This is a genomic window from Amycolatopsis viridis, assembly GCF_011758765.1.
GTDB classification, from domain to species: Bacteria; Actinomycetota; Actinomycetes; order Mycobacteriales; family Pseudonocardiaceae; genus Amycolatopsis_E; species Amycolatopsis_E viridis.
In genome coordinates this window covers 1,514,297-1,525,417 of sequence record NZ_JAANOU010000001.1, presented here as the reverse complement: position 1 = coordinate 1,525,417, position 11,121 = coordinate 1,514,297, and the positions used below count along the sequence as shown (strand labels likewise).

Genomic DNA, 11,121 nt, shown 5'->3' with positions numbered 1-11,121 from the left:
CCAGCCCTAGCGCTCCCGATGGAGCAGCGTGACCGCCGCGAGCCCGGCGAGTGAGGGCACCAGGCCGGCCACACCGAGCCAGAGCGGGACGAGCCGCGAGCCGTACTCCGTGATCGCCAGGTTCGTCACCGCCAGGAGCGTGCCCAGCACCAGGAACGTCCACGCGAGCACCCGCGTCCAGCGAGTGCGTCGCCGGTGCGCCCACGCCGTCAGCAGCCACCCTGCCGCGCCCAGGACGCCCACCACCAGCAGGTACGTGACCACGATCCCGCCGGCCCGCTCCGCCTGGTCCGGCCGGTACTGCGCGTAGACGCCACGCAGGTGTTCCTCGATCGCCCCCGTCGCGAGGAGGACCGCCGCGATCGTCAGCAGCTGCAGGACCAGCCCCGCGCCGATCGCGACCGCGGCCCGGCTCGTCCGCCTGCCGCCGTTCAGCCGGTTCACCGTCTCGGACACGCCCCTCACCTTCCCGCCCGGCAAACACGCCGCGGCGCCGTGTTTGCCCGTCGGCGCGCCGTGTTTGCCGTTCGTCGCGCTGTGTTGGCCGGTTGCGGCGCTGTGTTGGCCGCTCGCGTCATGATGTTCCCCTTGCCTGTGGTTGATGATACTTGGGATATCATGTCTCAATGGAGGTGTCCGGTGCAACCTGATCCCACAGCGGCGTTCGGCCGGAAGCGGCGGCCCAGGCTGTCCGACCGCGAGACCGAGCGGCTACTGCTGACCACCGCGGCGGCCGCGGTCGCCCGCGACGGGCTCCGGGTGGGCCTGGACCACATCCAGCTCGAGGAGCTCATCCGGCAGGCCGGGGTCGCGCGCAGCGCGGTCTACCGCAGGTGGCCGAACAAGGAGGCGTTCCTCGGCGACCTCCTGCTGGAACTCGCCGCCGGCGAGGCCCCGCTCGCCGCCACCGGCAGCGATGCGGCGAGCGCACTGGTCCGGCGGATCCTCTCCGAGCGGCTGGACACGCTCACCACTCCGGATGGCCGCCGCGCCGCGGCCGCCGAGCTGATCCGGGAGACCACGCTGCTCGATTTCCAGCACATCCTCGGCTCCCCGCAGTGGCGGACCTACCTGGCCCTGACCGTGACGGTGGCCGGGCTGCCCGAGGGCGATCTGCGCCACGAGGTGACCGCCGCCCTCGCGGCATCGGAACGGACCTTCACCGGCCGGATCGCGCACAGCCACCGAGTGGTCGCCGACCTGCTCGGCCTCCGGCCCGCCCACCCCGGGGTGTCGTTCGAGACGATTGCCCACCTCGGCAACGCGCTGGTGCGCGGGCTGATCACCAAAGCGACCGCGACACCGGAACTCGCGGAGCAGCGCGTGCCGGCCTCGATCGGCGGGGCGAGCGGTGACTGGTCGCTGCCGGCCCTGGGCCTGGCCGCGATCACGCTCACCTACCTCGAACCCGACCCGGAGGTCACGTGGACCGAGGCCGGCCTGGCGCGGCTGCGCGCACGGCTGGACAACGCCGAGGACTTGTTCGCCCCGCGACAGGACATTGTGGACGGCTGACTTCCCGCGTCGCCCCCGCCGGGCTGTGGGTGTTTTTCCGACCGCATCCGCGTTTTCCACGTGGCGGCCAGGGCGCTGATCAGTGTTCACAAGCCGCGCGCGAGCGAGTATTACTGATACGTGGACCGGCATGAGCGGCTCGACACCCTGCTGGAGATCATCGGGCAGCAGGGCCGGATCGAGGTCGAGCAGGCGGCGGAGAAGCTGAACGTCTCCCCCGCGACCGTTCGCCGGGACCTGGACCATTTGGCGAGTCGCCAGTTGCTCACCAGAACGCGCGGCGGTGCGGTCGCCGGGAATGTCGCCTACAACCTGCCCGGCCGTCGTCGCGGTGCGCGGCACACCGGGGAAAACCGGCGGATCGCCGAAGCCGCCGCCCGGCTCGTCAACCGCGGAATGGTGCTCGGCTTCAACGGCGGAACCACCACCACCGAGGTGAGCCGCGCCATCGCGGCCCGGCCGGAATTCAACGACCGCGGCAGTTCCCCGGTGCTGACCGTGGTGACGAACGCGGTGAACATCGCGCACGAACTGGCCGTGCGGCAGAGCATCCGGCTGGTCAGCACCGGAGGCGTCGCGCGGCCGCAGTCGTTCGAGCTGACCGGGCACCTCGCCGGGATGGTGCTTGAGGAGGTCAGCCTCGACCTGGCGTTCCTCGGGGTCGACGCGGTCGACCCGCTGCGCGGGGCCTACGCCCACCACGAGGCCGAGGCGGCGATCGACAAGCTGCTCGCGCACCGCGCCAAGAGGGTCGTGGTGGTGGCCGACAGCTCGAAGCTCGGTGGCTACGCGTTCGCGCGCATCTGCTCGACCCTCGACATCGACCTGCTGATCACCGACTCGGGTGCCGAACCGGACCTGGTATCGGCCTTCGAGCTGGAGGGCGTGCGGGTGACACTGGCCTGATCCGCAGGCCCCGGGTCACGGCACGAGCGGCAGGCCGGGCGGCGCGCCCTGCTCGATCAGCCGCAGCAGCGCACCGGTGTCCAGACACGCCTCGACGGCGTCGGCGAGCCGGTCGAGCATGGACTCCCGCAGGGCCGCGAACCCGGGCGCCCCCGGCACCGGTGACCAGGACACACCGGCCTGCGCCGCCACCTCCGCCAGCCATGCCCGCCGGAAGCCGTCGTTGTCGAACGTGCCGTGCCAGGTGGTGCCCCACACCGCGCCGCGGCGCCAGCCGTCGAGGAACGGTTCGACGCCGTCCTCCGCGGCCAGGGAGACGTTGCCGTGGTGGATCTCGTAGGCCGCGACGTGGTGCCCGCGCCACCGCGCGACCGGCCGTCCGAGCACCTTCTCCTCGCGGAACGTCACCGTGGTGGGCAGCAAACCGAGCCCGGTCACCGTCCCGGCGCCGGACTCCACATCGTCCACAATGGTCTGTGCCAGCATCTGGTGACCACCGCAGATGCCCAGCACCGGACGGCCTGCCGCAGCACGGGCGGCCAGCGCGTCGTCGAGCCCGCGCTCGCGCAACCACCGCAGGTCGTCCACGGTGGCCCGGGTTCCGGGCAGCACCACCAGGTCCGCGCTGCGCACGGTGTCCGGATCGGCGGTCAGCGTGACGGTTACACCCGGTTCGGCGGCGAGGGCGTCCACGTCGGTCGCGTTCGAGGCCCGCGGGAACCGCACCACCGCGACCCGCAGTCCGCCCGCCGGCTGCTGCTCGTGCCGCCATCCGGCGGCGGCCAGCGCGTCCTCGGAGTCGATCCACACCCCGTCCAGCCAGGGCAGGACCCCGAGCACCGGCCGGTGGGTGAGCTCGGCGATGCGGTCCAGCCCGGGACGCAGCAGGGTCTCGTCGCCGCGGAACTTGTTCACCACCCAGCCGGCCAGCAGCGCCTGGTCCTCGGGACCGAGCAGCGCGACCGTGCCGTACATGGCGGCCAGGACACCGCCGCGGTCGATGTCGCCGACCACGACCACCGGCAGCCCGAACCGGCGCGCCAGCCCCAGGTTGACGTAGTCGCCCTGGCGCAGGTTGATCTCGGCCGGGCTGCCCGCGCCCTCGCACACCACGACGTCGAACCGGCCGCGCAGGTCCTCGAACGCGGCGAAGGCGATGCGCGCCAGCTCCCCGCGGCCGGTGGCGAACTCGCCCGCTTCCAGCGTGCCGAACGGTTTGCCGAGGGCGATGACGTGGCTGCGCCGGTCGCTGCCCGGCTTGAGCAGCACCGGGTTCATCGCGGCCTCCGGTTCGGCGCCCGCGGCGATCGCCTGCAGCCACTGGGCGCGGCCGATTTCCGCGCCGTCGGCACACACCATCGAGTTGTTGGACATGTTCTGCGCCTTGAACGGCGCGACCCGGAACCCGCGGCGGGCGAGCCAGCGGCAGATGCCCGCGGTGACCAGGCTCTTCCCGGCGTCCGAGGTGGTACCGGCGACCAGCAGCCCCCTCATCGGGCCAGCCCCGCGGCGAGGACGAGCGCGGCCAGCCCGACCGCTCGCGACAACCGGACGGCGCGGCGCACGTCGGTGGCGTCCGGGGCGGGGCCGTCGCCCAGGGTGCCGCGGTCCTCGACGCGGCCGCCGTAGCTGTTCACCCCGCCCAGCCGCACGTCCAGCGCGCCGGCGAACGCCGCCTCGATCTGCCCGGCGTTCGGGCTGGGGTGCCGGCGGGCGTCCCGGCGCCACACGCGCACCGAGCGTCCCGGCCGGCCCCCGACAACGCGGGCGCACAGCGCGGTGGCCAGCGCTCCGGCACGAGCGGGCAGCAGGTTGGCGAGGTCGTCGCCGCGGGCGGCGGCCCAGCCGAACCGCGCGAACCGCGGCGTGCGGTGGCCCACCATCGCGTCGAGCGTGTTCAGCGCCCGGTACCCGAACAGCCCGGGCAGCCCGGCGACCGCGCCCCACAGCAGCGGCGCGACGACGGCGTCGCTGGTGTTCTCCGCGATCGACTCGGTGGCGGCCCTGGCCAGGCCCTTCTCGTCCAGCCCGGAAGCGTCGCGCCCGCACAGGTGCCCCAGCCGCTGCCGCGCCGCGGGCACGTCCCCGGCCTCGAGCCGCACCGCCATCGCCTCCCCCTCGGCGGCCAGGCCCCGGCCACCGAGGACGGTCCACGTTGCCAGCGCGGTCACCACGACCCGGCCGGCCGGGCGGTGGCGCGTCGCGGCCTGGGCGAGCGCCCCCAACCCGGCGGCGGCGCCGACGCAGGTCGCGGCGTACGCGGCTCCGCGGGCGCGCGAGTCGGCCCAGACACGGCGCTCCAGGGCGTGCGCCGCCCGCCCGAACAGCGCCACCGGATGACCGCGCCGCGGGTCGCCGAGGGCCGCGTCCAGCGCGTATCCCGCCACGAGACCGAGCGCGGTCAACGATCTTGCATACACCACACACGGCACGGTAGCCCGTGCACGACAATGCCGGGTATGACCAAGCTGACCCAGCGGCTGGCCGCCTCACTGGAGGCCGCCGCCCGGCTGCTCCGCCGGTACGGGGACGACGAGGCGAAGGTGCTGGTCCTGGGCGGGGTCCGCTCGGGCAAGTCGCGCCACGCCGAGCGTCTGATGGCCCGCCATCCCGAAGTCGTCTACGTCGCGCCCGGCCCGGTGCCCACCGGCGACGACCCCGACTGGGCGGCGCGGATCGCGTTGCACCGCGCCCGCAGACCGGCGAACTGGCACACGGTGGAGACCGGCGACCTCGCCACGACCGTCCGCAAGGCGTCCCGCCCGCTGCTGATCGACTGCCTGGGCACCTGGGTCACGCGGGTGCTCGGTGACGTCGGCGCGTGGGAGGGCGCACGGGACTGGGAGCTGCGGCTGGACGAACGGCTGGAGGAGTTCCTCGACGCCTGGCAGGTCGCGCACGTGCCGATCGTCGCGGTGACCAACGAGGTCGGCATGGGTGTGGTGCCCGCGACAACCTCCGGGCGGCTGTTCCGTGATGTGCTGGGGGCGCTCAACGATCGCGTCGCGGCGCAGGCCGACAGCGTGCAGCTGGTGGTGGCCGGACGGATCCTGCACCTCGACGAAAGGGCTCTGCTGTGACCCGTTTCGACATCCCGGTGCCCAGCGCGGCCGCGCACGCCGCCGCGCTGGAGCGGCTGGACGCGCTCGTCAAACCGGTGGGCGCGCTGGGCAGGCTGGAGGAGCTCGCCGCGTGGCTGTGCGCCGCGTCCGGTCAGGTTCCGCCGCCGCCGATCACCCGGCCCCGCGTGGTGGTCTTCGCCGGTGATCACGGCGTGAGCCGCCTGTCGGCCTATCCGCGCGAGGTCACCGCTGCGATGGTGCGGGTGTTCCTGGCCGGCAAGAGCGGCGTGAACGTGCTGGCCCGCGAGGCCGGTGCCGGTGTGCGGGTGCTGGACATCGCGGTCGACGCGGATCTGTCCGACGTGCCGGAAGCGGTGCGGGCGTGGAAGGTCCGGCGCGGGTCGGGGTCGATCGACGTCGAGGACGCGCTGGCGGCGGGCGAGGCGCGGCGGGCGTTCGAGGCGGGCCGCGCGGTCGCCGACGCCGAGGTCGACGACGGTGCGGACCTCCTGATCCCCGGCGACATGGGCATCGGCAACACGACCGTGGCCGCGGCCCTGGTCGCGGCGGCGCTCGGGGTGCCGGCGGAGGACGTCGTCGGCACCGGCACCGGTGTCGACGATGCCGGGCGGGCGCGGAAGGTTTCGGTGGTGCGCGCCGCGGTCGAGCGGGCCGGTGCGCGGGTGGCGGACCCGTTCGAGCTGCTCACCGCGCTGGGCAGCGCGTGCGCGGCCGCGACGGCCGGGTTCCTGGTGCAGGGTGCCGTGCGCGGGGTGCCGGTGCTGCTGGACGGCGTGTTCTCCGGAGCGGCCGCGGTGGTGGCGGCGGAGATCGCGCCCGGCGCGGCGCGGTGGTGGCTGGCCGGGCACCGCTCGACCGAGCCGTCGCAAGCGTTTGCGCTCAAGTCGCTGGGGCTGACGCCGATCCTGGACCTGGGTCTGCGGCTCGGCGAGGGCAGCGGCGCGGTCCAGGCGGTCCCCACGCTGCGCGCGGCGCGTGCCGTAATCGCGGACATGGGCCTGCTGGCCGATCTCGCCTGACCGGCCGCCATGCTGACCGGCGACGCGCTGCGGATGGCCGTGGGCACCCTCACCGCGCTCCCGACCCCGGCCCCGCGCGTCATCGACCGCCGGGTCGCCGCCGGAGCCATGCTGCTGGCCCCGCTGGCAGCGGTTCCGCTCGCGGTGCTCGCCGGGGTGGTGGTCCTCGCCGGAGACGCCCTGCGGTTACCGGCGGTCGCCGTGGCCGGGCTCGCCGTCGGCGCGGTGGGCCTGGCCAGCCGCGGCCTGCACCTCGACGGGCTCGCCGACACCGCGGACGGCCTCGGCGCCTCGTTCGACCGCACCCGGGCACTGGACATCATGCGCCGGGGCGATTCGGGCCCCACCGGCGTCGCCACGCTCGTGCTCGTGCTGATCGTCCAATGTGGAGCGCTAGCGGGCGCGATCGGCGCCGGTCACGGGGTCACCGCCGCCTTCGCGGGCACGCTGCTCGGCCGGTGGGTGCTGGCGCTGTGCTGCACCCGCGGCGTGCCCTCGGCGCGGCCGGAGGGCCTGGGCGCGACCGTGGCCGGCAGCGTTCGTCTCCTGTGGACAATCCTCACGTGCGGCGTCGCCGCCGGACTGGCCACGCTCGCCCCCGGCCTACCGTGGTGGCGCGGCCCGGTCGCGGTCGCCGCGGCCTTCCTCGCCGCGGGCGTCGTGGTGTGGCGGTGCACCGCCCGGCTGGGCGGCATCACCGGGGACGTCCTCGGCGCCGGCGTGGAGTTCGCCGCCGCGGCGGCCTGGCTGGCCCTCGCGCCGTAGCGGGGAGACCGCTCACCCGACCGGCCTCCCCGCGGCTCACCGCAACGCGGTGACGTTGTCCGGCACGTCGCCCTCCCCCAGGTCCCGCAGCGAACCGGCGAGGTCCGGCCGCCCGGCCCGGACCATCAAGGACGCCAGCCGGTCCCGGAGCAGCTCACGCTCCGGCTTCTCCTCCGTCGCCGGGTGGAGTGCCCGCACGAACCGGTCGGCGAGATCGGCGGGCGAACTGGGCCGGTCGTCCCGGACAGCCTCGGCTTGCTGCCGGTCGTCCGACGGTTCCGCCTCTGCCGCGAGGCCCGCGAAGTACGGGGAGACCGCGGACTCGTGCACCGCGGACGACAGCAGCGCGAACGTACCGCGCATCCGCACCGCGTCCTCGACCCGGTCCTGGTTCTGTGCCAGCCACCAGATCAGGGCGTCGCTGGGAGTCGCGAGCGCGTCGTCGCGGAGGTAGGCACGCAAAGCCTTCTCCAGCGCGCGCTCGTCCTCCCATTGCCGGACCTTCTTGCGCAATTCGATGCGGCGCTGCACGAGCTCGCGGTCGTCGTCGGACAAAGTCAGCGTCACTTGTGTGGCCCACGCCCAGCGGGACGCGCTGTCCCCCAGCGCCTGCCCCACCGCGACCGCGAGGTCGCGCTGGGCCTGTGCCAGGTCTTCCGGCTGGTAGCGAGCCACGATGTCGGCGGCGCGGTCACGGATGCTCCGCACCGCCCAGCTCGCGGCATCCCGCGCCCCCGGACCGGCAGTGAACTGGCAGTGCACCTGAGCCGAGAAGAAGGCGCGGTAGTCCGGGTCGGCCGTCTGCAGCGGCTCCGCACTGATCTCGTACTCGGCGCTCATCACCGCCGGCGCCGGTGCGGGCGGCGCGATCCGCGGCCGCGAGTAGGCCGCAGCCAGCGCGACACCGCCGATGCCGAGCAGCACGATCACCACGACGAGTGCGACCCACCCGCCCAGTAGCGCGGACACGATCAGGAGTGCCGCCACTGCCAGTCCTGCCGAGACCACCGTCCGGTTGTTCATCGCGAGAGCTCCGTTCTTCCGTCGTCCCACCACTCGGCCACGCCCTGTTGCCGGTCGATCCGGTCCCGCAGGGCGGCGAACACGGCCGCCCCACCGTCGGCCCGGCGCGCCCAGTCCCGGGCCACCACGAACAGCCGCGCTGCCCGGGCCTCGTCGTCACCGGCCGCCGCGGCCAGGACATCGAGAAGATCCGCCCGCGTCCCGGCCTCCGCGAGCCACGCCTGAACCAGCGGTGACCATTGCTCCACAGCACGGTCGTTCAGGGCTGCCCGCCAGCACTCGATCAGCCGTGCCCGGGTCCACGGGTGGTGATCGACCCGGTGCGGTGCCGCGAGCACCGCGAAGAGTGCGTGATCGATCCTGCTCGACTTCGCGAGGGCGGCGAGGATCCGCCGGGACAGCCGCGCGTCGTCGGCCAGGCGGACCAGGACCTCCCGGGCGGCGGCGCTGACCGCCGGTGCGGAATGCAGGGTCAGCAGGCGCAGCCGCACGATCGCGACGTCCGGGTGGGTGTGCGTCAGCACCCGCTCGCACACCGCGAGGATCATGTGGGCGAGCCGGGCGGGCAGCGAGGGATCCTCCGCCCACTCGTACAGCTGTCTCCGCATTGCCCGCCCAACGTGCTGATCGACCGCCGCGCGGGCCAGCAACCGGTACGCGAGCACCCGGACCTCGCTCCGGGGCTGCGTGGCCCAGCTCCGCGCGACCCGACCGACCGACCGACCGTCGCGGCTGCGCAGCAACTGGTCACCGAGCCGGTCGCCGGCAAGACGCCGCTCGTCGTCCGCCAGAGGCGGCGTCACCACCGTGTCCGCGATCCAGCGCTCGAGGTCCTCGTGCAGGCCGGCGTATTCGTCCCACAGCCGGCCAAAAACCGCGTCCGCATAACCGATGCGCCCGAACCCCACCCGCCGATCGGCCACCTCGGCGCCGAGCCGCCCGAGCCGCCCCACGACCCCGTCGTGTTCGAGCCAGTGCTGCTCCGGTTCCGGAAAGCCGATCAGCCCGAGCAGCGTCCGCTCCGCGACAGCCACGGTGTCCAGCCGCGCGCCGGCGAACGCGGTCGCGGCGAACAGCAGAGCCCGCTGCCGGCCGTCACGATGCCGGTCCAGCAGTTGCCCCAGTTCCCCCGGATAGCCCCGGATCGCCTCGACGGCCGCGGCCAGCCAGTCCGCCGCCGCGCCGCGCCTGTTCTCGCTCTCCGCGACGACCAGGTACGCCACCCGTGCCAGCTCGCTCATCGCGGCCGCCTCGAGGACTTCTCCGGCCGCCCGATCGACGCCATCGGGGGGCAGGTCGATCCCGGCGGCGGCGAGATGGGTGAGCACCACGGGAACGGCACCTGGCCGCCCCAGCGGCACGACCCGCCGCCGCAGTTCGTCGGTGAGCCACGCCTCCTGCACCTGGTTGATCACGACAGCCAGCCGCGCCCCGCTCTGCTCCACCGCCGCCGCCAGGGAACGCAACTCCCGGTGGTAGCCGTGGAAAGTCCACCGGTCCAGATCGGAGAGGTTGACCAGGAGCCGATCTGCGGCTTCGACGTCCCCCAGGGCCGCAGCGGCGCCCGCCTCGATGTCGATTTCGTGGATCTCGTTGTCCTCCTCTCCCTCCGGGCACAGCAGCATCCGGGCGGCGGTCTCCCGTCCCGACCCGGTCGGACCGCTGAGGACCACGACCCCGCCCGTCACCACCCGCTCCGCCTTGTCGAACCCGGGTGGGGGCTCGAACCTGATCCGCAGCCAGCGCAGATCGCCGGCGGTGATCGGCCGGCGCGCCGCCGGCACCGGATCGTCTCGCACCAGGCGGAGGAACTGGTAGTAATGGGTGGAGTTGTCGATCTGATCACCGCTGCCGCTGTGCACCGAACCGCGCACGTCCGCGATCTCGGTCTGGTTCACCGGCGCCGTCATCGATCACGCCCTCCGAAGGACTGCTGGATGCTGCCGCTGTTGTAGCCCATGATGTTCTGCCCGTCCCCGTGGAATTGGTTGCCGGAACCGGTGTGCACCGGGCCGCTCGCCTGGTGGATCACGGTCGAGTTGACCGGTGCGGCCTCCTGCGTGGTCGGCTCGTCGTCGATGTCCGCCTCCGCACGGAAGCCGCGGTTCAGCAGGTCACCCGAAGGTTGGGGCACGCGCAGGTAAGCCGTGCCGTGGTAGGTCTTCTGGTCCACCGGCACCCGCACGTACAGGTCTTCGTCCTCGGCGGTGTAGCCGGTGGCGACGGCGTCGGCGAACGCCCGGTCGGACACGATCGCGGCCACGCAGGTCGGTTTTCCCGAGCGGGTGAGCAGGTCCCGCACCGGGTCCGAGTCGAGCAGGCGGTGGTTCTCCACCCGGGACGCACCGCTGCCCTCGGACAGCGCTTTCCCGCCCGAGTCCGTCATCGGGCCGACGTTGACGCTGACCCGCATGCGCAACGGCTCGTCGCCGGCCGCACGCCAGCCCACGGTGTTGCGGTACTCCAGTTCCTCCTGCAGCGCGGGCAGGAACGGGTTGAGCAGGAACGGCAGCTCCTCGGCCGGGAACCCCGCCACGTAGCCGTCACCGGTCGTCGCACCGAACTTGTGCTCCCGCCACATCCTGTCCAGCCCGGCACGCTGGAACGCCTGCGCCAGGATCTGCGGCACAGCGTCGGTCAGCTCCGCGTGGAACCGGCCGCGCCGCCCGCTGAAGTGCCGGATGTCCACCACGAGCAGCGCTCGATACGGCGGCAGAGCTTCGACGTGGTCGTGCTTGGTCATCGTGATCGCCTTTCCGCCCGCACCCGGGGTGTGCGGCGCGATCACGACGATCACCGAACCGCGTCCG

At 73.7% G+C, this 11,121-nt stretch carries 11 protein-coding genes; 5 read left to right on the top strand and 6 right to left on the bottom strand.

What is annotated here, in order from left to right; translation table 11 throughout:
• Positions 1 to 6 precede the first annotated feature (6 nt).
• Positions 7 to 456 carry a hypothetical protein gene (locus tag FHX46_RS07555; RefSeq protein WP_167111918.1) on the bottom strand — a complete coding sequence of 150 codons (450 nt, stop codon included), beginning with the start codon at positions 454 to 456 and terminating at the stop codon, positions 7 to 9.
• Positions 457 to 639: 183 nt separating this feature from the next.
• Here FHX46_RS07555 and FHX46_RS07550 point away from each other — a divergent pair, with 183 nt between their 5' ends.
• Both FHX46_RS07550 and FHX46_RS07545 read left to right on the top strand, forming a co-directional pair.
• Entirely contained in the window at positions 640 to 1,515 is an 876-nt protein-coding gene (locus tag FHX46_RS07550) for a TetR/AcrR family transcriptional regulator (protein ID WP_167111916.1), read from the top strand.
• Between the two features lie 120 nt (positions 1,516 to 1,635).
• Positions 1,636 to 2,421, top strand: a complete 786-nt coding sequence (locus tag FHX46_RS07545; RefSeq protein ID WP_167111914.1) for a DeoR/GlpR family DNA-binding transcription regulator — start codon at positions 1,636 to 1,638, stop codon at positions 2,419 to 2,421.
• Between the two features lie 15 nt (positions 2,422 to 2,436).
• On the opposite strand, the gene FHX46_RS07540 is transcribed toward FHX46_RS07545, so the two are convergent.
• Positions 2,437 to 3,915, bottom strand: coding sequence for a cobyric acid synthase (locus tag FHX46_RS07540; RefSeq protein WP_167111912.1), 1,479 nt, complete (start codon positions 3,913 to 3,915; stop codon positions 2,437 to 2,439).
• Entirely contained in the window at positions 3,912 to 4,844 is a 933-nt protein-coding gene (locus tag FHX46_RS07535; protein ID WP_167111910.1) for a cobalamin biosynthesis protein, read from the bottom strand. The genes FHX46_RS07540 and FHX46_RS07535 overlap by 4 nt, the downstream gene beginning before the upstream one ends.
• 36 nt (positions 4,845 to 4,880) lie before the next feature.
• Between FHX46_RS07535 and cobU the strand changes: the two genes are divergently transcribed.
• Genes cobU through FHX46_RS07520 form a run of 3 tightly spaced genes read left to right on the top strand, consistent with a single transcriptional unit; the run spans position 4,881 to position 7,288 of the window.
• A complete protein-coding gene (cobU, locus tag FHX46_RS07530; protein WP_167111908.1) occupies positions 4,881 to 5,501 on the top strand; it encodes a bifunctional adenosylcobinamide kinase/adenosylcobinamide-phosphate guanylyltransferase in 621 nt (206 codons plus the stop codon).
• A complete protein-coding gene (gene cobT / locus FHX46_RS07525; protein WP_167111906.1) occupies positions 5,498 to 6,523 on the top strand; it encodes a nicotinate-nucleotide--dimethylbenzimidazole phosphoribosyltransferase in 1,026 nt (341 codons plus the stop codon). The genes cobU and cobT overlap by 4 nt, the downstream gene beginning before the upstream one ends.
• A gap of 9 nt (positions 6,524 to 6,532) precedes the next feature.
• Positions 6,533 to 7,288 carry an adenosylcobinamide-GDP ribazoletransferase gene (locus FHX46_RS07520; RefSeq protein WP_243871241.1) on the top strand — a complete coding sequence of 252 codons (756 nt, stop codon included), beginning with the start codon at positions 6,533 to 6,535 and terminating at the stop codon, positions 7,286 to 7,288.
• A 36-nt stretch (positions 7,289 to 7,324) separates the two neighbouring features.
• Here the strand turns inward: FHX46_RS07520 and FHX46_RS07515 are convergent, their stop codons facing one another.
• Genes FHX46_RS07515 through FHX46_RS07505 form a run of 3 tightly spaced genes read right to left on the bottom strand, consistent with a single transcriptional unit; the run spans position 7,325 to position 11,108 of the window.
• Positions 7,325 to 8,311, bottom strand: a complete 987-nt coding sequence (locus FHX46_RS07515; protein ID WP_167111904.1) for a hypothetical protein — start codon at positions 8,309 to 8,311, stop codon at positions 7,325 to 7,327.
• Complete coding sequence (locus tag FHX46_RS07510) at positions 8,308 to 10,221, bottom strand: hypothetical protein (RefSeq protein WP_167111902.1); 1,914 nt, start codon at positions 10,219 to 10,221, stop codon at positions 8,308 to 8,310. Before FHX46_RS07510 ends, FHX46_RS07515 begins: the two co-directional genes overlap by 4 nt.
• Positions 10,218 to 11,108, bottom strand: a complete 891-nt coding sequence (locus FHX46_RS07505) for a hypothetical protein (RefSeq protein ID WP_313886055.1) — start codon at positions 11,106 to 11,108, stop codon at positions 10,218 to 10,220. The genes FHX46_RS07510 and FHX46_RS07505 overlap by 4 nt, the downstream gene beginning before the upstream one ends.
• Positions 11,109 to 11,121: the final 13 nt, after the last annotated feature.

Excerpts from the sequence above, each read along its gene's own strand:
- cobU (WP_167111908.1), top strand. The coding sequence starts at position 4,881 with ATGACCAAGCTGACCCAGCGGCTGGCCGCCTCACTGGAGGCCGCCGCC.
- FHX46_RS07520 (WP_243871241.1), top strand. The coding sequence starts at position 6,533 with ATGCTGACCGGCGACGCGCTGCGGATGGCCGTGGGCACCCTCACCGCG.
- FHX46_RS07510 (WP_167111902.1), bottom strand. The coding sequence starts at position 10,221 with ATGACGGCGCCGGTGAACCAGACCGAGATCGCGGACGTGCGCGGTTCG.
- FHX46_RS07540 (WP_167111912.1), bottom strand. The coding sequence starts at position 3,915 with ATGAGGGGGCTGCTGGTCGCCGGTACCACCTCGGACGCCGGGAAGAGC.
- FHX46_RS07515 (WP_167111904.1), bottom strand. The coding sequence starts at position 8,311 with ATGAACAACCGGACGGTGGTCTCGGCAGGACTGGCAGTGGCGGCACTC.